Here is a 21,009-nt window from a genome sequence, read left to right as displayed (position 1 = left end):
GCAGCATCAAGCCGCTTGGCAAGCCCGTCCGCGCACCTGCACTGCGCCAAGTAATTGATCGAGCGTCGCAGGCCGAACGTTCCGCCGGTCCAGATGATTCAACACCGTATCCCACCAGCGATAGAAGGCGGTCCGATCGGCATCATCCCGAACATAGGGCGTGTGGCCTGGCTCCAGCGTGGGAGAATGGAAGCTGAAATTCAACACGGGCGCCCCCTCCTCGATCAACGCGTCGATCGCAACGATCGCCTCGCGCGTAGTTATCCCCTCGGGCGTCAGCGGTATCCGGCTCAACACCCGCGCCCGCGCCAATGCGCCGGCCACTGGCCCCATGCGCTGCGCTGCCCGGTAAAGCCGCTCCCCGCCCCCGCGCAGCAAGCCGGTAAAGGCGGTCGACAAGGGCAGTTCCACCAGGCTACGCGTCGGCCCCGCCCAATAGGGATATTGCGGCAAGCCCTGAAAATCCGGTCCATATTGCCCGCTATAATCGAAGCGGCTGCGCACCGAACTGTCGAGCCGGAACCCGGCCTCCTCCAGCAAGCGCGCGCTGTTCGGCCCCACGCCATAGCGTCCCGCCCGATAAGCGATCGGCCGCCTGCCGAAACGTTCCGCGATCCGCTGGCACAACGCCTCCAGCTTGGCCTGTTCCACCGCTTCCGATAGAAAGCCGACATAGCTGTTGGCCGCCGACACTTCCTCGACATGGGGCGGATTGACCCAGGGATGGAGATGCGCGCCGATGTCCGCCGCGCCGTCGGCCAGCCAGCGGCCCATCATCTCCGCCGCCGCATCGCTTTCGACCACCGGATAATCGGTCACATAGACGGGCTTGACGTCGGCTGCCGCGAAATAGGCTTGCCCCCGCGCCATGCCGCCAAGCGCCGTCACGCCATGCCCTGTCCGGCGGAAGGGCGCGCTCCAGTCGAACTCCTCCTCCGTATCTACGAACAGCATGAAGCGCGTGCCGAAGGCCGGGTCGAACGTGATCCTGTCCTCTGCCGCAGGCGCGCGGAGCAGGCTGCCGTCATGGGAAAGCATGGTCATTCCGCCATCGCTATCCGGATTTGGTTGCGATAGGGTTTCCCTGACCCAAGTCAGGCGCTGCCGACCGCATCCCCGGTTTCAGCGATTGCGGGCACGGCGAGCAGAAAGCGCCCCGGCTCGATCTCCAGCGCGCCGCCGCATCCCGCGGCCAGGCTGCGGATCAACCGCAAGGAAAAGCCGAGCCCCAGCAACGGACCGTCCGCCCAATTGCCATCCGGCATATAGCCGGGATCGAGCAGCCGATCCTCTTCCATCCCCGCCAAAGAGGACGGCCGATCGACCGCCAGCACGACCCGCCCATCCGCGCCGTCAGGCTGATACCAGCAAGCCCCGGTCAACGCCTCACCCGCAGGCGCCACGGAAATCAGCGTGCGCAACAGATGCTGAACCATCCGTTCGCCCTGCACCGGGTCGATTCGCACCATCGGCAGGCCACGCGCCATGGCGATGTCGATTTGCGCGCCATCGCCCTGCTCGCGGAAGCGCGCCGAAACCTGCGTCACCAGCAGCGCCGGATCGACCGCGCGCGGCGCGTCGCTGCCCTCGCCTCTCGACACGCGTGCCGCCAGGTCCAGATCGTCGAAGGCCGTCAGCAAATGCCGCGCATCCACCGCGATCTTGCCCGCCATGTCCCGATATTCATGCCCCGCCGGACCGAACAGCTCCTGTTCGATGATCTCGGCAAAACCCAATATCGCGTTCAGCGGCGTGCGCAATTCATGCACCAGTTGCCGGATGGAATCGGCGGACAGTCCCGCGATCGAGACCGGCTCCGCCCGCGGCTCGGCAGCGACCTCATGCAGATAAGGCCGCCGGGCCTGCCCGCGATAACCCTGAAACCGGCCTGAGCGCGGATCGAAAAAGGGCGTGGCCGACATGCGCCATTCGCCCGCCATCGTGCCGCCGGCGATCGTGTAGCGGCCGCTCTGGAAACCGCTGCGCCGCATGAAGGCGCCCGCGACATGGCCATCGGGACCGCTGCCGCCCTCCAGCGCGGTTTCATTGAGCGCCAGCCCGATCAGCGCCGCCCGTGGCCCCTGGTCGATCCAGACGATGGTGCCCGCCGCATCGGTTTCAAAGGCGAAGGCGCGCGGTCCCACCATATCAGCGCGAGGTTGAGCCTCTTCCGCTTCGCCTGTCCGACGCGTGCTGGTGAAGCGCGCGATCCGATCGACCAGATTGCGGATTTGGCTCTGGTCCTCCGCTTCTTCCTCGGCAGGTTCGCTTTGCGGCAGGTCGGCCGGCGGATCGGCATGGACGATCATCGCCTCGGTCAGCAGCATGTCTTCCTGCTCGGCCGCGACATCGCTGGTCAGTACCAGATCGGTCGCGCCAAAAGCCTCCAGCCCTTGCAGTGTCGCCGTCCCGAGGTCACGCCGCGACCGCAGCACCCCGCGTGCGGTCGGCGTCAAGCGCGGCAACATCTCCACCCAGGCCGCATCGGACAGGCGCGCGCGGGACATGGCCGCAGCCGTGATGGCCGGACGGTCGTTGGCGAAGAATTCGACCAGCGCGGGCGAACGCAGCCGCCCGCCCAGTTCAACGACAGTCGCGATCCGCTGCGTTTCCGACAGTTTCGGCAGCAGTCCGTTCAGCCGTTCCAGCAGCGCAGCGCGTTCGGCAGCGGACATGATGGACCTGTCATGCCGGTCATTTTGCGCCAGCAGATCCACGCATTGCCGCCACAGCGTCACGGCGCCAAGACCACTTCGGCCTTCCGCGGCGAGAACCGTCTGCATGAGATCGTTGAAGCGCACCCAAATTCCCCATTTCCGGCCCCGGCGCGGCGCGGAAAAACCATTAACCGGAAAGATCGTTACACAGGGATAATGCTTCGCGGCGTAAAGGGGAAGGGCCACAAATGGGTTCTTATGCGAACGTCGCATAGTGGGACAATTGCATTGTCCTGAAATATTATTATGATAACGCCATATTAACAGGCAAGGAAATAAGCGGAATAATGGCCGGCCCCAATATTGACGATATCGACCTCCAGATCCTGGGCGAATTGCAGGGCGACGGCAGGATGACTAATGTGGAGCTGGCCCGCAAGGTGGGCCTGACGGCTCCCCCCTGCCTGCGCCGTGTCCGCGCATTGGAGGAAAACGGCGCCATCAATTCCTATCACGCCGTGGTGAACCCATCGATGCTGGGCTACACGATCACGGTGTTCGCCATGGTCAGCCTGAAAAGCCAGGCCGAAGCGGACCTCAAGGCGTTCGAAGATCATATCGCCACCCTGCCCGAAGTCAGGGAATGCTATATGCTGAACGGCGAAATCGACTTCATCCTGAAGGTGGTGGCGAAGGATCTTCAGAGCTTCCAGCAATTCCTGACGTCGAAACTGACGCCTGCCCCCAATGTGGTGAGCGTGAAGACATCCCTCACCATCCGGATGTCGAAGAACCTGCCAGGCGTGCCCCTGCCGGTTTGAGCCGCCCCCTCCTCCTGCGGGAGGGGACATCTTGGGATAGCCATTTACGGCTGGAAGAAAACCCGCCTTACTCCGCAGCGACCGCCTCGAAGTCCGCTTCGGCCAGGAACTTCTCCACGTCCAGCGCCGCCATGCAGCCCATGCCGGCCGCCGTCACCGCCTGTCGGTAGACCTTGTCGCTGACGTCGCCCGCCGCGAACACGCCAGGAATGGCGGTCTTTGTGGTGCCCTTCTCGACCAGCAAATAACCCTCGTCCATCGGCAGCTTGTCGACGAACAGTTCCGTCGCGGGCTGATGGCCGATGGCGACGAAAGCGCCATCCGTCTCGATATGCGATTTATGGCCGGTCACCGTGTCGATCAGGTCGACCCCCACCAGCCCTTCCGGACTGCCGCCGCCGACAAAGCGCTCTATCGCCTGGTTCCACAGCACCTTGATGTTCGGATGTGCGAACAGGCGCTGCTGCAAAATCTTCTCCGCCCGCAGCGAATCGCGGCGATGGATCAGCGTGACGTCATGACTGTGGTTGGTGAGATAAAGCGCCTCCTCGACAGCGGTATTGCCGCCGCCGATCACCACCACCTTCTTGCCGCGATAGAAGAAGCCGTCGCAGGTTGCGCAGGCCGAAACGCCCTTGCCCTGCAAAAGCTGCTCGCCCTCGGCGCCCAGCCACTTGGCCTGCGCTCCGGTCGCGATCACCAAGCTGTCGGCATAATAAAGCGTGCCGCTGTCTCCCTTCAGCCGGAAAGGCCGCTCGGAAAGGTCCACGTCCACAATCTGGTCGTACATCATCTGCGCGCCAACATGCTCGGCCTGCGCCTGCATCTGCTCCATCAGCCACGGCCCCTGGATGACGTCGCGGAAGCCCGGATAATTTTCGACATCGGTGGTGATGGTGAGTTGCCCGCCCGGCTGCATGCCCTGCACCACGATCGGCGCCAGACCCGCGCGCGCGCCGTAAATGGCGGCGGACAGGCCCGCTGGGCCGGAACCAAGGATCAGCATGCGAGTCGAATGGGTTGCGGTCATGAACGTCTTTCCGGCTGCGATTCGTGTGTCGGGATGAGATAGGCTGCGCGGGCACGCACGCAAGTCATGGATTTGCTTGAAGGGTGAGAAGCTGAACGATCAGACCGTCGCAGCCAATCTAGTCGATGACGTTGGGCAAATCCTCGAACCCCTTCCGCAGCGCCGCCGACCAGCTATGCGAGAGGAGCTGGAACTCCTCATTATCGGCCTCGATCCGCGTCCGCACACGGAAGTCGAACCTGTCGTGCTCGATCACCGTCAGGTCCAGAGGCATCCCCACCGACAGGTTCGACCGCAGCGTCGAGTCCATCGACACCAGCACCGCCTTGGTCGCATCCTCCAGACTGGTTTCGCGCTTGATGATGCGGTCCAGGATCGGCTTGCCATATTTATGCTCACCGATTTGGAAGAAAGGCGTATCCTCGGTCGCCTCGATGAAATTGCCCGCCGAATAGATGAGGTAAAGCCGCGGCTTCCCGCCCTTGCGCTGCCCCGCAATCAGGATGGAGGCATCCGCCGCCGCCCCCTGCATCTCGATCGTGCTGCGATAGCGGCCCTGCATGGTGCACATCGCCTCTCCCACGATCTGCGCGACGCGGTGCATGGTGGGACAGTTCAGGATCGTCTCCACCTCCGGATCGAGCGCTGCATCCTTGATCGCGCGGCCCAGCATCGCCTTCACCCCCTGGGTGATCGACAGATTGCCCGAACACATCATGGTGATCGCCCGCTCGCCCGGCACGCTGTAGGTGAAGCTCTTGCGGAAGCGGGCGATATTATCCATCCCCGCATTGGTACGGGTATCGGACAGCATGACCAGCCCCTGGTCGACACGCACCGCCACACAATAGGTCATCGCCCACCGGGCTCCCGTATTTGTTCAATCCTGCGCGGTGGTTTGCGTGCTTTGTTGTTGCTGCCGTTGCAGTTGCCGCTCTTCCACCCCTTCCTCCGCCTGCGCGATCCGGACGTCCGCGTCAATCCAGATATCGCCCGCCACCGTCACGGAGCCCCGAATCGGGGCAGCCTCATCAGCGTCCAGCCCGCAGGCGATCCGCAGATAGCGCTCCGTCACGCAGACCCGGTTGGACGGATCGAACCCCACCCAACCCAGTTCCGGCACCAACGCCTCCGCCCAGCCATGGGTTTCGTGCAGCACATCGCCATCATCGGCCAGCAGATAACCAGATACGTAACGCGCAGGAATCCCCAAGACCCGTGCCCCGGCGATGAAGACCTGCGCATGGTCCTGACAAACCCCCGCCCCCAACGCGAATGCCTCCGCCGCCGTGGTGCTGGCTGTCGTCACGCCCGCGCGATAGGCCACGGCATCGCTCACCGCCGCCGACAACGCATGGAGCCGTGCCAGCGGCCCATCGTCATCAGGCAAGGCCAGGGCCATCGCCCTGATCCCCTCGGATGCCTTGGTCAGTCGCGTCTCCCGCAGGAAATAGCCCGGATTCACCCGGCCACCCAGCCAGCCCAGCACGCCGTGGCTTTCCCGCGTCTCGACCAGCCCTTCCGCGACGATCACGGCATTGTCCATCCGGTCGTGCCGAACCCAAATCGCCTCCATCTCGCCATAGCTGTTGGGACGAAAGCTGGTCAGCGGCTCGCCATTGACGCTGACCTGCCAGTCCAGCACCTTCTGCGCGGGCGTATCGACCGGCATCAGCTTCAGCCGCATCGCCACCCGCCCCGCCGCAGCCTCATAGCGGTAGGTCGTCTGATGACGGACGAGCAGTTTCACCGCGTCCTCCCCTCAGCCGAAATGATAGGCCTGGGCGATCTCCACACCCAGCCGGTTGGTGCTCATCAGGCCGTTCTGCACCGTCTCATGCAGGCCGGCCCTGAAAATCTCGCCGCTGTCGAGTTTCTCCAGATCCGCCACCATCTCCCGCACGGTATCATGGCAGGCGGCGCGCGCATCATGCCATCCCGCCAGCCGGTTCAGCCGATAGGCAAGCTGGTCGTAGCAATAAGCGATACTGCGCGGGAACAGCCGGTTCAGCACCAGGAAATCCGTGATCTGCCAGGGTGTATAGGTGCCGCCATAAATATGGTGAAAGGCCCGCGCGCCCGACAGCGCATAGAGCACCGACGTCCACTGATAATGATCGCGATTGCCGCCCACCACCTCCGTCTCAGGCAGCAGCACATAATATTTGACGTCCAGGAGGCGGAGCGTCATCTGCGCCCGCTCCAGCGCCGACCCCGTGCGCAGGAAATCATGCCCTTCATTGCGCAACTGCCCCGAATGGGCCGCACCGCGAAAGGTCATCACCCGCGTCTTCACCCAGTCGATCAGCGCCGGAAGCTGCTGCCGCGCCTCCGCCACATCATAGCTGTCGAGCTTGCGCCAGCCTTCGTTCAGCGCCTCCCACATGTCCTGCGTCAGCATGGTGCGCGCCGACTTGGCATTGGCCCGCGCCTTGAGCAAACAGGACCGGATGGAGGAGGGATTGTCGAGGTCGAGCATCAGGAAGGCGATGGCGTCGCTCTCCGTCACCTGCGCGCCTTCGGGGAAATGATTGAGCGCCCCCGTCGCCCGCACCACCGATCGCCACTCGTCGCGATGATGCGCGCCCGGCAGGATCGCCATGCGCTGGCCCATGGTCAGCAGGCGCGCCGTAGCCTCGGCCCGTTCCATATAGCGGGCCATCCAGAAGAGATTTTCAGCGGTCCGGCTCAGCATGGGGGCACCACTCCTCCCCCTTTTCCCGTCATCCCAGCGAAAGCTGGGATCGCAGGCGACAAGACACGGCATAGCCTCACGAGATCCCAGCTTTCGCTGGGATGACGGGGAAAGAAAAGGTTCAACTCCACCATCATCAATCCTGCAAAACCCACGTATCCTTGACCCCGCCACCCTGGCTGGAGTTCACCACCAGCGACCCCTCGGTCAGCGCCACGCGGGTGAGGCCTCCCGGCACCAGCCTGATCTGCTTGCCTACCAGGCAATAGGGCCGGAAATCCGCATGCCGCCCGACCACCGCCGCCGGTCCCAGCGTCGGCACGGTCGACAGGTCCAATGTCGGCTGGGCAATGAACTCGGCGGGATTGGCCCTGATCCGATCGGCATAGGCAGCGATCTCATCCTTGGTCGATTTCGGCCCGATCAGCATGCCGTAACCGCCCGACCCATGAACCTCCTTGGCCACCAGATCGTGCAGATTTTCCAGCACATAGGCGCATTCATCGGGCTTGCCGCATTGCCAGGTCTGGATATTGTCCAGGATCGGCTGCTCGCCCAGATAGAAGCGGATCATCTCCGGCACATAAATGTACACGGCCTTGTCGTCCGCTATCCCCGATCCCGGCGCGGAAGCCAGCGTCACCCCGCCATTGCGATAGACGTTGAAAATGCCCGGCACGCCCAGCAGGCTGTCTGGCCGAAACACCAGCGGATCGATATATTCGTCATCGATGCGCCGGTAGATGACGTCCACCGCCTTCGGCCCAAGCGTGGTCTTCATCCACACCCGGTCATTGTCGACAAACAGATCGGCTGGCTCGACCAGTTCCACGCCCATCAGGTCGGCCAGGAAGCTATGCTCATAATAAGCGCTGTTGAGCGACCCCGGCGTCAGCACGACCACCACCGGATCGCCCTTGCAAGCGGGCGGCGCGACTTCCTTCAGGCTTTTGAGCAATTCCGCCGGATAATCGTCGACCGGCGCGACAATTCCCTGCGCGAACAGCTCGGGGAACATGCGCGTCATGATCTCGCGATTTTCCAGCATATAGGACACGCCGGAGGGGGTACGGCAATTATCCTCCAGCACCTCGAACCTTGTCGGCCCGGTGCGGACGATATCGATGCCGACGATATGGCTGTAGACCTTCCCCGGCGGGGTGAAATCGGCCATTTCCGCCAGATAGGCGCTGTTCTGGTAGATGATGTCGGCGGGCATGATCCCCGCCTTCACAATCTCCCCGCGATGATAGACGTCATGCAGAAAGGCGTTCAGCGCCCGCGCCCGCTGGCGGATGCCCTTGTCCAGAACGCGCCATTCCTGCCCGGTGAAAATGCGCGGCAACAGGTCGAAGGGGATCAGCCGTTCCGGATCGCCTCCCTCGCCATAGACCGCGAAGGTGATGCCGATGCGCCGGAAGATCGCCTCCGCCTCATCCATCCGACGATTGAGCCCGGCAATGCCGGTCCGCTCCACCCAATTCTGCACTTCCGCATAGCAGGGGCGTATCGAACCATCCGGCTCAAACATTTCGTGGAAGGGCAAAGTGTCGATCCTCCCTCAGCCCAAGGCTGGTTGTGCATTGCAACATTAGTGCAACGCACGCGAGGGATTGCAAGCCCAAAAAATAGCGGGTTAACGGGGCTTACACATATTTTTCGCAGCGCAAACAGATGCCAAGGCAACGAATAAGTCGCAAGCGGCTGATTTATGAGAAGAAAATGGTAGCGGAGGAGGGACTTGAACCCCCGACACGCGGATTATGATTCCGCTGCTCTAACCAGCTGAGCTACTCCGCCCCATGGGCATCCCGCCGGGCGGCGCCCTGCGGTGAGGCGGCGCTATAAGCAGAGCAGGCTTATGGGTCAACGGGGTTTCACCGCATCATGAAAATTCTCTGCGCGGGTCAGGCTCCTGCCCCGGTGGCCAGCACCGAAAGCCACCAGCCCGGAATGGCCGCTGCGGCCAGAAAAGTCCCTAGAGGTACCCGCGTTGCGCCATCGACCGTCCGGCCCACCGCCATTGCCGCCAGGACCGCCAGCAGCCCCAGACTTGCCGCCAGCAACAGAATGAAAGGCAAGGCCTGCCAACCGAACCAGGCGCCCAGCGCGCCCAGCAGCTTGGCGTCTCCCAACCCCAGCCCTTCACGCCCCCGCAACCGCCGATAGCCAAGCGCGACGAGCAACAGCGCCAGATAACCGACCATAGCGCCAATCGCCCTATCCCCCATCGTCGCCCCGGTGGTCCAAAGCCCGATGGTGAAGCCCAGAAACGCCAGCGGCAAGGTCAGCGCATCGGGCAGCCAGAAATGCCGCTTGTCCAGCACCGCCAGCGTCAGCAACAGCCAGCCGAGCAACGCCCATCCCATCCCGCCAAGCTCAGGCGAAAAGCCCAGGGCAAGCGCACCGATGATCGCGCACCCCGCCTCCACCCGCCCATGCAGCGGATCGATCGGCGCGCCGCAGGTCCGGCAGCGCCCCCGCTGCACGAGCGCGCTCACCATGGGAACAAGGTCGATCACACCCAAGACCCGCCCGCACTCGTCGCAGGCCGACCGGCCATGCGTGATCCCGCGGCCCCGCGGCCAGCGCAGGATGAGCGTGGCCAGGAAGCTCCCGGCAATGGCTCCCGCAATGCCGCCCAGCAGGGCGGGAAAGGCCTGGATCACAGCGTCCCTTCGACCTTCAGCACGCGCACGCCGCCGCCTTCGACAAAACCTGCCTTGGCCAGAGCGTCTCCCAAGGTCGTGTCCGCCGTCTCCACCCGCATTTCCGCCACATAGCGGCCGGAGCGCCAGATGCGCAGATTGACCTTCTCCAACCCCGACTGGCTCACCAATGGCAGCAGGAGCGCATCGCCATCGCAACTCACCACGCCCGAAAGACCCTGCGACAGATTAAGCCCCGGAAATTGCCCCGCCATCTGCGCTCGCACCCGCCCCTCCGCATGGCCGCAACGATCGCCGGAAAACCAGGCCGACACATCTTCCATGACGAAGCTGTTCACCGGCAGCGGCGCGAATGTCCGTCCCAGCGGCACCGCGCCCGTCATGTCATCGATGCCGATCCGCCCCAAGCCGACCGTCAGTGCGCCCGCCACATCATCAGCCGCGCCGTTGCGCCGCCAGATATCGAGCCGGGCCCGTCCAACCAGCAAGGAAACAGGCGACAAGCCGGCATGAACCGAACCCAGCGAAGTCGTCCCCAACATCAGCCGGTCGATCCCGCCGCTCCACACCGTACCCTGCACTTCCCGCGCAGCGACGCCCAATCGCTCCAGCCCGGCCATGCCAAGCGCAATCCGCATCGGCAGGAAAAGGATGAAGCCCAGGGCAAAGAGCAGGATTAAAGCCATGCGTATCCGGCGCGAGAGCGACAAACCCATCATTGCCCGCCGCCCCGCACCAGCACCGCCTGCACCGACACGCTGCCCGCCGTCGGTGATGGCCGCGCGCTCATCGTTTCGACCCTCACGCCCTGCGCCTCCAGCGCTGCCAGCCAGGAAAACAGCGCCACCGGGCGCACCGAAGCGATCGCCATGTCCAGCCGATCCGCCCCCTGCGCCTGCGCGCGTTCCAGCGTCAGCCCGGCCTCGCCCGCGCTCTGCCCGATGAACTGATCCAGCGGCACGCCCGTATCCGCGATTCCGGCTGCACGCGGCAAGGATTTCAACAGCTTCACCCTGGCCCGGATCACCGCGTTGCGATCAGTCGCCTCGCGCAGCGCATCACGGGCCGAACGCTGCGCCGCATCGAGCGGAAGAAACACCCCCAGCCACAGGATCACCACCGCCAGCAACCCGAACATCACGCCCAGCATCCACTGCTCGCGCGGGGATCGCTCGCCCCAGAGCACTTTCAGACGTTCCATCATGATCGCACCGTAATGTCAGCCAGCATTCGCCCGCCGGGGTCTTGCGACGGCGTCGCCGTGATCGTGAAGCCCGCCGCCTGCAAAGCCAGCAACACGCTGTTGATGTCATCCATCTTCGCCGCCGCTAGCGTCGCCCGGACCATGCCGTCCGGATCACGGGACAGAGCAGTGAGCGACACCCCCGGCACATCCTGCATCGCGTTCAGCACCGCCGCGACCGGCGCGGTGAAGGCATAGCCTCCCGCGCCGCGAGCGGCGAGCTGGCGGTCCATCTCGGCCTCCGCCTGAATCAGTTCGGTCGCGCCGGGCACCACCTGCCGCGCCAGCGCCAGGCTTTCCGCATCCAGCCCGCTCGCCGCGAAATGCTGCTTCGTCAGGCCAACCAGCGCGATCAACAGGCTTACCAGAAGGATCAACCCGCTCCACAGCACGATCCGTGCCAGCGTCCGCTTGTCGAACGACCGGCGCACCCTTTTCGCGAAATCACCCTGCCTCAGGTCCAGCGGCGGCGCGTGCAGCGCAGCAATCGCCCGCGCATCGATCTGCTCATGCGGCACATCCCGCACCACCGCATCACCGATCAGCTCCGGCAGCGCCAGATCGCCGGCCAGTGCCATATCCATACCGCGCAGCACCGGCGCGCCGCCAATGATCCCGCGCAGGAAGCCATGCTGCGACTCCGGCAGCAGCAGCGGCGCAGGGACGATGATATCGGGGTCCAGCCCATGATGCTGCGCCCAGAGCAGCCAATGCTGCATATCGGCCCGCGCCGCTACGGCGACCAGATGCGGCCTTGCCGGATCGTCATTCTCATTGGCGGCCGCGAAAAGCTGATCGGAGGGCACGATCCCCTTCGCCAATGCCGCCAGCCGCGCCGCCGCCCGTCCCTGCCGCACAGGCAGATCGGGATAATGCCCTTCATGCAGCGTCACCAACGCGGCCGGCGGCACCAGCATCACCGTCATGTCGTCCGGCAGCGCCGCCAGCCCGCAGGCCGCCAGCCAGTTCGCTCCCTCGCCTGTCTGCACCACGGCGCCGTTCGCTACCCGCATCCACAGCGGCGCGCCCCCCGGCTCCCCGGCCAGCGTCACGATCAATCCTTCGGCCTGGTTCACGCGCCGGCCCCCCAATTGCGGCGTATCAGCGTAGCCGGACTTTGCCGCGCATCGATCAGCGCCCGTTCGACCACCTGCGTCCCCCCAACATCCACCGACACTTCCACTCCGAAAAATCCCGTCGTCAATTTGACCTGGTTCGCCACTTCTTCCAGCGGGCTCAACCCTGCCAGCGCGGGCACGGCCCAGAACGCCACCGTACTGCCGTATCCCTCCGCAGGCCTCTGCGCCAGCAATTGCCGCGCCTGCGGGACGCTGAGCTGTCCCTGCATCAGCATGGCGAAGAGCGGCGCCTGATTGGGCAGCAAGGTGTTGATATTGATAGGCGACAAATCCGCCGTCGGCAGCGCGCACACCCAGGGCCGCGCCAGATCGTAGATCGCTGGCGTCACCCCGTTCACCGCCCGTAACTCGCTGGGATCGACCATGAAGCGGTTCGCCGTGCGATAGGGCCGCGCCGCCCGCGCATAGGTCTCATCCTCCGCCCCGCCCGGCTGGGGCACGCTGTCGGTATCGATCCAGTCGGCCAGCGAAGCCGCCGCCACCTGCGCCTGCCGCGCATCCACGCCCAGCGCCTGCAAAAGCGCCTGGAACTGCGACACCCCCACGGGCCGGACCTTCAGATCGGCCTCATTCTCGCCAGCGACCACGCTGTTGAGGTTGAAGCAATTGCCGCCGTCCGTCACCCGCGCCGTCGCCATCCCACCCGGCACGGCGATCGCCTGAGGCGTCCCCATCCAGTTCCCGGCCAGCGTCGTCTTGCCCGGATTGGCCGCCACCAGATCACCGATCCGCAGGCGCGCAATCTCCGCTCCGGCATCGGCAAAGGCGCGCGCCTGATCGACCGCGCCGCCATTGCCCGTCATCCGCGTCGCCAGCGCCAGCCGCTCCAGCGCGGTCGCTGCGACCACCGCCATCACCGCCACCAGCAGCAGCACCGTCAGCAACGCCACGCCGCGCTCGCTCGCTTTCCGGGGATCAGCCACCGACGGCCTCCCCTTCCAGCTTCTCCACCGGACCCGGCCCGACCAGAAAGCGCAAAGTCACCGGCGGCTCGCCCGTCCGCGTCACCATCATCTCCACGGCGCGCGGCATCAGGTCGGGCTGGGTCGGCGCCCAATCGTCTCGCCAATCGCCCTTGGCATCGCGAAAGCGCAGCGCGACATTTTCGACATGATCCAGCAGCGCCGCCGGTTCATCTCCCGCCGCGCCATCGACCTGCGCATAGGTCCGCCGCTCCAGCCGCCCTTGCCGCACCCAATATTCGACCTTCTGCAAGGAAGGGCGCGGCAGATCGCCCAGATTGTCCCAGCCACCGCGCACGAATTGAAGCAGGGGGACGCTCTCGCCCTCCCGATGCGACCAGAAGGCTGGCGCGAGCGTCCCCGCCTCGGTGCGGCTGATGCGTGGCACCGCCTGCCCCAGATCGGCGGCCAGAGCGCCGCCCGCCCGCTGCACCGCCGCCATATCGTCCAGTCGCAGCTTGATCTGCGCCTGCGCCGACACGCTGTTGCCGAGCAGCAGCACGCCCGCCGCCGCCAACATGGCGAAGATCATGAGCGCAACCAGCAGTTCGATCAGCGTAAAGCCAGCCCCATCATGAGCGAATGTGCGCATCACTGCACCACCCGCACAAAACTCAGCACGACCGGCGAGGATCCCGCCTGCCCATCTACCGCCAGATTAACCTGCAACAGCCGCTTGTCATCGGTCACCTTGACCTCACGCGTCCAGTGCCAGCGCCGCCCGCCATTGTCGACCTCGCCCTCCTCGCTGCCGAGCGAAGGCGGCGCGGGATCGGTCTGCAACTCGACCATCAGATTGCGGGCAACGATCTGCCCCATGGCCTTGCTGTCGAGGTCCGCCGCCGTGTGGAGCGTCACCCCCTGCAAGCGCACCAGCGCCAGCGCGGCAAGGCTGAACACCGCCAGCGCGACGAGCATCTCCAGAAGCGTAAAGCCGTTGGCGCGCTTACCCACCGACAGCCACCTTCCCGGCCATATCGACCGTCACCGATACCCGCTCGCCATCACGCGCCAACGTCACCGTCATCGGATCGGTCGGCAGGCCCGTGCCGTCAAAACCGATCTGTTGTCGCCCATCCTTGCCGACCAGAGCCCGCGTTCCCGCTTTCCAGTTGGCGGTGACGAAGGGTTTGTCCTCCAGCGGCACCCATTGCGCGCCATCGCGGCGCTGGAAACCATAACCCGAAGCCGAAACCCACACCCCCATAGGGCGCGCAGTGACGACCGCTTCGTCGCGCGCGGCGGCAACACGCGCGGCGAAGCGGTCGGCATCCTCGATCACCCGGCCACGCGGATCGGGCATGGCGAGCACGACCGCAGCCGAAATGAAGCCGATGATCGTCAGTACGACCATCAGCTCGATCAACGTGAAGCCGTGTTCGGCGAAGCGTCTCAAAGACTCGAAGCCGTGTTCGGCGGAACGTCTCAAAGGCCCGAAGCCGTGTTCGGCGGATCGCCTCAAGGACTTCAATCCTGACGGCGAGCGATCAAAGCTCGCTGGAATAGATGTCGGCATTCTCATTCTCGCCGCCTGGCTGGCCATCCGCGCCCAGCGAACTGATGTCGAACGCGCCCTTCCGCCCCGGCACCGCATAAATATAGGGGCGGCCCCAGGGATCGTTCGGCAGCTTCTTGATATAGCCTCCGCGCCGGTAACGCTGCGGCTGGGCGAGTGAAGCGGGCGGGCTGATCAACGCCGGCAAGCCATCGGTCCCCGCCGGATAGGTCAGATTATCCAGCCGATATTGCTCCAGCGCCTGCTCGATGGTGGCGATGTCGGCCTTGGCCTTCTCGACCCGCGCCGTATCGGTCGCCGGGATGACGTTGATCGCCACGATCGTCGCCAACAGGCCGATGATGACGATGACGACCATCAGTTCGACAAGGGTGAAGCCACTTTCTCCATCATTTTCGTCATCCCCGCGAAGGCGGGAATGACGGAGAGAGAGGAATTTACGCATAAACACTCCTTCAGGCCCCGGTAAGGCTCTGCAATTGCAGGATGGGCAGCAGGATGGACAGGATGATGACGGCGACGATTCCGCCCATCAAAATGATGATGACCGGCTCCAGCAGGGCGAGCGCGGTGGAGGTGAAGCTGTCGAATTCCCGCTCCAGATAATCCGCCGCCCGCTCCAGCATGGTATCCAGCCGCCCCGCGCTCTCCCCGCTCGCCGCCAGATAGACCAGCAGCGGCGGAAACACCCCCCCTCGCCGCAAAGCCGCTGACAGGCTGCCACCGCCGCGAATGGCCTCGACAATCTCCTCCGAAGCCTGACGCAGCACCCTGTTGTGGACGGTCTGGGTGGTCAGCGACAGCCCCTCCATCAGCGGCAAGCGACTGGCGACCATGGTCGAGAGCGTCCGCGCCATCCGCGCCGCGTGAAGATCCCGGATCAGCCGCCCCAACAGCGGCAGACGCAGCAGCATGGAATCAAAGCGATAGCGAAAATTCTCGACCTTCAACGCCCGCCAGAAGCCCAAACCCGCCAACCCGGTCAGGATCAGCAACAGCCACCAGTAACCGGCAAGAAAGGCCGAAATCCCCATCACCATCCGCGTCAGCAACGGCAATTGCTGCCCGACCGTATCGAACTGCTCAACCACCTTGGGCACGACGAAGATCATCAGCGCCGCGACCACGCATACCGCAAAGGCCGCCAGCACGCTGGGATAGGCAATGGCGGTCAGCACCTTGGACCGGATCACCGCCTGCCGTTCCATCAAATCCGACAACCGCTCCATGATCGTCGGCAGGCTGCCTGAACTTTCACCCGCCGAAACCATCGCGCGATAGAGCGGCGGAAAGCTTTTTGGTTCCGCGCCCAGCGCATCCGCCAGCCGTCGCCCTTCCAGCACGCCCGAATGCACCTTGGCGACGATGGCGCGCACATGCGCCTGCTCGCTCTGCCGCCCGATGGTGCGCAGCGCTTCCTCCAGCGGGCTGACCTGGATCAGCGTCGAAAGCTGCCTCGTGAAGAGCGTCAGTTCCTTGGCCGACAGGCGCGGCGATCGCAGCGACAACCCCGTCCGCTTGCGCGCCCGCTCGACTGCTCCCGGCTCAATCCGGACGATGAACAGCTTGCGCGCATCCAGCCGGGCACGGGCATCATCCATCGTGTCGGCCTTGACCCGCCCCAAGCGCTCCTTCCCCGCGGGGTCGATCGCAATATAATCGAACTCAGCCATCAGCGATGGTTTCCGCCTCCGCCGCATCGCGCCGCGACACACGGATGGCCTCCTCCGCCGTGGTCTGCCCGTCGCGCACCAAAGCCCGCGCCGCCGATCCCAGATTGGGCGCATTCAGGAAAGCATGGCGCGCGATCAGCGATTCATCGCCGCCGTCATTGATCAGCCGCCGGATGGTATCATCCACCCGGATCGCCTCGAACACGCCGATCCGGCCTTTGTACCCGGAGCCATTGCACTCCTCACACCCACGCGCCCGGTAGATGATCGTGCCGGGATCGAAGCCCAGCAAAGCGCTGGCCGACTTGTCCGCCTGCACCGGCTCCCGGCAATGCTGACAGAGCCGCCGCACCAGCCGCTGCGCAATGACCGCGCGCAGGGTCGAGGCCAGCAGAAACGGTTCCACCCGCATGTCGCGCATCCGGGTGATCGCGCCCACGGCATCGTTGGTATGCACGGTCGAAAGCACCAGATGTCCCGTCAGCGAAGCCTGCACGGCGATCTCCGCCGTCTCGCGATCGCGGATTTCGCCCACCATCACCACATCGGGATCCTGCCGCAAAATCGCCCGCAACCCTGCCGCGAAGGTCAGCCCGACCTTGGCATTCACCTGTGTCTGCCCGACGCCCTCGATCGCATATTCGACCGGATCCTCGACGGTCAGGATATTGCGCGTCCCGTCATTGAGCTGCCGCAGCCCTGCATAAAGCGTCGTCGTCTTGCCCGACCCCGTAGGCCCGGTGACGAGAATGATGCCATTGGGCTCCTGCAAACCTTCCCGGAAAATCCGGTCCGGAGCGCCCGTCATGCCCAGCAGGTCAAGGTTCATGCCCGCATTCTCCTTGTCGAGAATGCGCAACACCACCCGCTCTCCCGCCCGGCTCGGCAATGTCGACACGCGCACGTCGAGCAGTTTGCCGCCCAGGGTCAGCCCGATCCGCCCATCCTGCGGCACGCGCCGCTCGGCAATATCGAGCCGCGCCATGACCTTGATGCGGCTGACGACGACCGGCGCGACATGCGGCGGCATGCGCAGCGTCTCACGCAACACTCCATCGACGCGCATCCGCACGATCAGGCCCGTCTCATAGGGCTCGATATGAATATCCGACACGCCCTGCCGCGCCGCCTCGGCAATGATACCGTTGATCAGGCGAATCGCGGGCGCATCGTCGGCGCTGTCGAGCAGATCGTCGGCGGTCGGAATATCGGCGGCGAGAATGTCCAGTTCATCCGCTCCCACATCGAGCGAACCCGCCATGGCGGCGGCGCTGCCCTCCATCGCATAATGATCCGACAGATGCCGGTCGAATTGCGGCGCATCTACGAAACGGACATCGAAGCTGCGCGCCAGATGCCGCCGCACTTCCAGCAGCACGCGCGGATCGCTGCCCTCGCGTACCGCGATGGTCAGCCGTTCTCCCTCCAGCGGCAGCATGACGACGCCATGCTTGCGCGCAAAGACATAGGGTATGTCGACCGCACGCGGCGCCATATGCGGGGGAATGGGATCAGGCTCTTGTCCGGCTGCTTCAATCACCGTTTCTCTCCGCCTGCAGGGCGTTCGAGCGGACGCACGACGCCGCTCGATTGGCGGGCGGTCGGCTCGATGATTTCGGCCGGCGGCTGCACCACCGCATCGCCCGGTTGCGGCGTGGCGGCGGGCGGCGTCGCGCCCATATAGTCGCGCACCAGCTCATCGATGCTCGGCTCCTGATCCGGATTGCGCTGCAACTGCATGCCGCGAATATAGCCGTAGCGCTGCTGCGTCAGCTTTTGCGCGTCTTCCTTGGAGCGCAATATGGTAGGCCGGATGAAGACCATGAGGTTCGTCTTCGTCCGGCTCTTGCTGCGCGACTTGAACAGCTCGCCAATGCCGGGAATGTCGCTCAGCAGCGGAATCCGCTCGATCGTCTTGCGCTCATTGTCGTCCAGCAGGCCGCCCAGCGCCAATATCTCGCCATCATCGACCGTCACGGTCGTCTCGATCTCGCGCTTGTTGATGATGAGGTCGCTGTTGCCGTTGGAAACCGGCCCGGCGACGCTCGACACTTCCTGCTTCAGAAACAGCTTGATCGCGCCGCCGGTGTTGATCTGGGGCTTCACCTCCAGCTTGATGCCGACATCCTGCCGCTGGACGGTGCGGAACTGGTTGTCGAAATTCTGGGAAAGCGCCTCGCCCGTCGTGACCGGCACCTGCTGGCCGACCAGGATGGACGCCTTCTGGTTATCCAGCGTCATCACCGAAGGCGTGGACAGGATATTGCTGTCGGTATCGGATTTCACCGCATTGATGATCGCCCCGAAAATCCCGTTCCTGCCCAGCGAGGTCGCTACCCCGCCAAAGCCGCCCGTCGCATTCATCAGGCTGTCGACCGCCGCCTGTTGCAGCGTATTGGCAAGGTCGCCATTTTCCCGCGTCCTCGTCTCCGTCCGGGTACCGTCCGGCGCCACGACGGTCGTCGTCGTCTCGCCCAGCCTGTCGGCCGCAATCGCTCCCGCCAGCGTCAGGATATTGGGCGAGGCATTGGAATAATTGGTCGCAGCAAAGCCCGTCTTGGTGCTGCCGATCAGGAATTGCACGCCCAGCTTCTTGGCGGCGGCATCACTGATCTCGACGATGATCGCCTCCACCAGCACTTGCTCGCGCCGCGTGTCGATCTGGCGGATCGTCTCGCCCAGCATCCGCTGCACGTCGCTATTGGCGGCGACGATGATCGCATTGGCGCCCTCATAGCGCGTCACGATCGCTGGGCCACGGGTTGAAATTCCGCTCCCGCCAGCCCCACCTGCACTCGCCACCACCGACGAAGCGGCAGCGGGCACTGCCGAAGGCGCCCCTCCCGCCGCCGGCGTTGAAGACATCACCGCCGAACTGGTCGATTGCCCGACAAGCTGCTGCAACACCGGCAAAAGCTTTTCGGCATCGGCATGTTCCAGCCAATAAACCCGGATCTCGGTCCCGCTTGCCGCCTGCCGGTCAAGCTCCCGCGCCATCTGCGCCAGCCGCGCTACCGTCCCGGCGTCGCCCCGGATCGCGACGGCATTGCTGCTATCGATCGGCACGATGGTCGCGGGCTTCGCCGCCCCCTCTCCACCCGTCATCACCAGAGCCTGCAAAGAGGTCGCAATTTCCCGCGCCCCGGCATTTTTCAGCACGACCGTGGTGGTCGAGGCCGTATCCCGGTCGATCCGCGCAATCACCTGCCGGATACGTCCAATATTGTCGGCATAATCCGCCACGACCACGCTGTTTCCGGCCCGGTTCGCGGTCACCGATCCGTCCTTGCTGACCAGCGGCCGCAGCGTTTCCAGCGCGCTCGCCGCATCGATGGAGCGTAACCGGAACACCTCCGTCACGAACTGGTTTCGATTGGCCGCCCGCCCGACGGCGCTAGGCTGTCCCGCCGCGCCATCCGCCGACTGAATCCGATAGGCTCCGCCCGGCGCCGGAACCGCCACCAGCCCATTGGCGCGCAAGGTCGACAGGAAAATCTCGAAATATTCGGACCGCGACAGGGGCCGATCAGTCACGACCGACACCTTCCCCGCCACGCGATTGTCGATGATGAAGGTCCGCCCCGTCACCCGCGCCGCGTCCTGGATGAAGGCCCGGATATCGGCATCGCGCACGTTCAGCGTCTGCTGCGCCATGACCGGCGATGCGATGGGAGCCGCCAGAGCGAGGGCCATGGCGGCGGAAAGAAGCAATTTTCTGGTCATTGGCCTTGCAGTGTCAGATTGACCGAAGACGTGGCAGCGCCGCGCTCCACCGTCAGGGAAATACGCGCGCCCGGCATGATCTTGCCTTGCAACGCCTGAAGATCGCTCACCGATCCGACCGGCTGGCCGTCGACCTGGGTGACGATGTCGCCGGGCTGGAAACCGGCCTGCTGGAAACCCGGCCCCTTGGCGGTCAGGATAAGGCCGGTGACGCGCCCATTCTGCATCCGGGGGGTGTAGCCGACGTCGCGCTTCAATATGTCGGCGGTCGGATTGTCCATCCCCACCACCGCCGAGGGCAGCGAGCCCGCGGGCGCTCCACCGTCCGGTATGGCGGTCGGCGCGGGCTGCGACTGGTCGAGGAACACCTGCTCCTCCGCCCCGCCGCGATCGATGGTGATATGATCGAAGGCCACGGCCTTCAGCACCACTCCGGGCATGATCTCCTCGCCCACGGCAAAGCTGTTCTGCACCCCGTCCGGCCCGGCGACGATGGCCGAACCCAGCCCGGACCCTTCGTTCAACCGAATGCCGTAAACCGTCAGCGCCAGAGAGGTCACGACGCCCCCGCCGGCCTGCTGCGGGCCGCCGCGATAAAAAGGGTCGAAGCCAGAAAACAGCGCCTGCCGCTCCGCGACGGACAGGAAGCGCGCCTGACGCCCTTCCCACGGGCCGAAGCTGCCGGCGGGCGTCAGCACCGCCCAGACCAGCGCCGCACATTGCAACGCCAGAAAACCCAGCAGCAGCTTCTCGACCAGCGACAACCAGTCGATGGGCCGCAGCCGCCCGCTCATAGTCCGGATATTGTCGCCAAAAGCCACACGCATGCGCGTCGTTCATCCCCCTTGATATCTGCGCCTGCTAGAAAATTGGTTTTACTG

Annotated in this window: 21 protein-coding genes and 1 tRNA gene; 1 reads left to right on the top strand and 21 read right to left on the bottom strand. The window is 64.8% G+C overall.

The features are described 5' to 3' along the window. Positions 1–6 precede the first annotated feature (6 nt). A complete protein-coding gene (locus K426_RS08310; protein WP_066555876.1) occupies positions 7–1,044 on the bottom strand; it encodes a polysaccharide deacetylase family protein in 1,038 nt (345 codons plus the stop codon). A gap of 50 nt (positions 1,045–1,094) precedes the next feature. Beyond that, positions 1,095–2,801, bottom strand: coding sequence for a sensor histidine kinase (locus tag K426_RS08305; RefSeq protein ID WP_066561540.1), 1,707 nt, complete (start codon positions 2,799–2,801; stop codon positions 1,095–1,097). Positions 2,802–3,004: 203 nt separating this feature from the next. Here K426_RS08305 and K426_RS08300 point away from each other — a divergent pair, with 203 nt between their 5' ends. After that, positions 3,005–3,478 carry an Lrp/AsnC family transcriptional regulator gene (locus K426_RS08300; RefSeq protein ID WP_066555875.1) on the top strand — a complete coding sequence of 158 codons (474 nt, stop codon included), beginning with the start codon at positions 3,005–3,007 and terminating at the stop codon, positions 3,476–3,478. Between the two features lie 67 nt (positions 3,479–3,545). Here the strand turns inward: K426_RS08300 and trxB are convergent, their stop codons facing one another. The 19 genes from trxB to K426_RS08205 all read right to left on the bottom strand — a co-directional run bounded on the left by trxB (position 3,546) and on the right by K426_RS08205 (position 20,955). After that, positions 3,546–4,508: a thioredoxin-disulfide reductase gene (gene trxB, locus K426_RS08295; protein ID WP_066555873.1), complete on the bottom strand. Its 963-nt coding sequence runs from the start codon at positions 4,506–4,508 to the stop codon at positions 3,546–3,548. A 118-nt stretch (positions 4,509–4,626) separates the two neighbouring features. Further along, positions 4,627–5,364 (bottom strand): peptidase, encoded by a 738-nt coding sequence (locus K426_RS08290; RefSeq protein ID WP_066555868.1) that lies wholly within the window; start codon positions 5,362–5,364, stop codon positions 4,627–4,629. A gap of 24 nt (positions 5,365–5,388) precedes the next feature. Next, positions 5,389–6,258 carry a transglutaminase family protein gene (locus K426_RS08285; protein WP_066555866.1) on the bottom strand — a complete coding sequence of 290 codons (870 nt, stop codon included), beginning with the start codon at positions 6,256–6,258 and terminating at the stop codon, positions 5,389–5,391. Between the two features lie 12 nt (positions 6,259–6,270). Beyond that, positions 6,271–7,203 (bottom strand): alpha-E domain-containing protein, encoded by a 933-nt coding sequence (locus K426_RS08280; protein WP_066555864.1) that lies wholly within the window; start codon positions 7,201–7,203, stop codon positions 6,271–6,273. Between the two features lie 136 nt (positions 7,204–7,339). After that, positions 7,340–8,749, bottom strand: a complete 1,410-nt coding sequence (locus K426_RS08275; RefSeq protein WP_066555861.1) for a circularly permuted type 2 ATP-grasp protein — start codon at positions 8,747–8,749, stop codon at positions 7,340–7,342. A gap of 177 nt (positions 8,750–8,926) precedes the next feature. After that, positions 8,927–9,003: transfer RNA gene (locus tag K426_RS08270), tRNA-Met, on the bottom strand. 107 nt (positions 9,004–9,110) lie between these two features. Continuing rightward, on the bottom strand, positions 9,111–9,872 hold the full coding sequence (locus tag K426_RS08265; RefSeq protein ID WP_066555860.1) for a prepilin peptidase: 762 nt from the start codon (positions 9,870–9,872) through the stop codon (positions 9,111–9,113). Then, positions 9,869–10,591, bottom strand: a complete 723-nt coding sequence (gene gspN, locus K426_RS08260; protein WP_066555858.1) for a type II secretion system protein N — start codon at positions 10,589–10,591, stop codon at positions 9,869–9,871. The genes K426_RS08265 and gspN overlap by 4 nt, the downstream gene beginning before the upstream one ends. Next, positions 10,588–11,076, bottom strand: a complete 489-nt coding sequence (gspM, locus tag K426_RS08255; protein WP_066555856.1) for a type II secretion system protein GspM — start codon at positions 11,074–11,076, stop codon at positions 10,588–10,590. The genes gspN and gspM overlap by 4 nt, the downstream gene beginning before the upstream one ends. Then, complete coding sequence (gene gspL, locus K426_RS08250) at positions 11,073–12,191, bottom strand: type II secretion system protein GspL (protein ID WP_066561536.1); 1,119 nt, start codon at positions 12,189–12,191, stop codon at positions 11,073–11,075. The genes gspM and gspL overlap by 4 nt, the downstream gene beginning before the upstream one ends. After that, a complete protein-coding gene (gspK, locus tag K426_RS08245; RefSeq protein ID WP_066555854.1) occupies positions 12,188–13,177 on the bottom strand; it encodes a type II secretion system minor pseudopilin GspK in 990 nt (329 codons plus the stop codon). The genes gspL and gspK overlap by 4 nt, the downstream gene beginning before the upstream one ends. After that, positions 13,170–13,808, bottom strand: a complete 639-nt coding sequence (gene gspJ, locus K426_RS08240; protein ID WP_066555852.1) for a type II secretion system minor pseudopilin GspJ — start codon at positions 13,806–13,808, stop codon at positions 13,170–13,172. Before gspJ ends, gspK begins: the two co-directional genes overlap by 8 nt. Further along, on the bottom strand, positions 13,808–14,170 hold the full coding sequence (gene gspI / locus K426_RS08235) for a type II secretion system minor pseudopilin GspI (RefSeq protein ID WP_082748478.1): 363 nt from the start codon (positions 14,168–14,170) through the stop codon (positions 13,808–13,810). The genes gspJ and gspI overlap by 1 nt, the downstream gene beginning before the upstream one ends. After that, positions 14,163–14,612, bottom strand: a complete 450-nt coding sequence (locus K426_RS08230; RefSeq protein WP_335339801.1) for a GspH/FimT family pseudopilin — start codon at positions 14,610–14,612, stop codon at positions 14,163–14,165. The genes gspI and K426_RS08230 overlap by 8 nt, the downstream gene beginning before the upstream one ends. Before the next feature lie 91 nt (positions 14,613–14,703). Next, on the bottom strand, positions 14,704–15,177 hold the full coding sequence (gene gspG / locus K426_RS08225) for a type II secretion system major pseudopilin GspG (RefSeq protein ID WP_066555850.1): 474 nt from the start codon (positions 15,175–15,177) through the stop codon (positions 14,704–14,706). A 10-nt stretch (positions 15,178–15,187) separates the two neighbouring features. After that, positions 15,188–16,405: a type II secretion system inner membrane protein GspF gene (gspF, locus tag K426_RS08220; protein ID WP_066555848.1), complete on the bottom strand. Its 1,218-nt coding sequence runs from the start codon at positions 16,403–16,405 to the stop codon at positions 15,188–15,190. Beyond that, positions 16,398–17,942, bottom strand: a complete 1,545-nt coding sequence (gspE, locus tag K426_RS08215; RefSeq protein WP_257721815.1) for a type II secretion system ATPase GspE — start codon at positions 17,940–17,942, stop codon at positions 16,398–16,400. The genes gspF and gspE overlap by 8 nt, the downstream gene beginning before the upstream one ends. After that, entirely contained in the window at positions 17,942–20,128 is a 2,187-nt protein-coding gene (gspD, locus tag K426_RS08210) for a type II secretion system secretin GspD (protein ID WP_066555844.1), read from the bottom strand. Before gspD ends, gspE begins: the two co-directional genes overlap by 1 nt. Next, complete coding sequence (locus tag K426_RS08205; protein ID WP_066555842.1) at positions 20,125–20,955, bottom strand: type II secretion system protein N; 831 nt, start codon at positions 20,953–20,955, stop codon at positions 20,125–20,127. The genes gspD and K426_RS08205 overlap by 4 nt, the downstream gene beginning before the upstream one ends. Positions 20,956–21,009: the final 54 nt, after the last annotated feature.

The organism is Sphingobium sp. TKS (assembly GCF_001563265.1).
Classification (GTDB): Bacteria; Pseudomonadota; Alphaproteobacteria; order Sphingomonadales; family Sphingomonadaceae; genus Sphingobium.
Note: the sequence above shows the minus strand (reverse complement) of the source record. Positions and strands in the feature narration are given on the sequence as shown.

Coding starts and splice junctions, on each gene's coding strand:
- K426_RS08205 (WP_066555842.1), bottom strand. CDS start 20,955: ATGCGTGTGGCTTTTGGCGACAATATCCGGACTATGAGCGGGCGGCTG.
- gspG (WP_066555850.1), bottom strand. CDS start 15,177: ATGCGTAAATTCCTCTCTCTCCGTCATTCCCGCCTTCGCGGGGATGAC.
- K426_RS08290 (WP_066555868.1), bottom strand. CDS start 5,364: ATGACCTATTGTGTGGCGGTGCGTGTCGACCAGGGGCTGGTCATGCTG.
- gspN (WP_066555858.1), bottom strand. CDS start 10,591: ATGATGGGTTTGTCGCTCTCGCGCCGGATACGCATGGCTTTAATCCTG.
- gspM (WP_066555856.1), bottom strand. CDS start 11,076: ATGATGGAACGTCTGAAAGTGCTCTGGGGCGAGCGATCCCCGCGCGAG.
- trxB (WP_066555873.1), bottom strand. CDS start 4,508: ATGACCGCAACCCATTCGACTCGCATGCTGATCCTTGGTTCCGGCCCA.
- gspF (WP_066555848.1), bottom strand. CDS start 16,405: ATGGCTGAGTTCGATTATATTGCGATCGACCCCGCGGGGAAGGAGCGC.
- gspD (WP_066555844.1), bottom strand. CDS start 20,128: ATGACCAGAAAATTGCTTCTTTCCGCCGCCATGGCCCTCGCTCTGGCG.
- gspJ (WP_066555852.1), bottom strand. CDS start 13,808: ATGCGCACATTCGCTCATGATGGGGCTGGCTTTACGCTGATCGAACTG.
- K426_RS08310 (WP_066555876.1), bottom strand. CDS start 1,044: ATGACCATGCTTTCCCATGACGGCAGCCTGCTCCGCGCGCCTGCGGCA.
- K426_RS08300 (WP_066555875.1), top strand. CDS start 3,005: ATGGCCGGCCCCAATATTGACGATATCGACCTCCAGATCCTGGGCGAA.
- K426_RS08280 (WP_066555864.1), bottom strand. CDS start 7,203: ATGCTGAGCCGGACCGCTGAAAATCTCTTCTGGATGGCCCGCTATATG.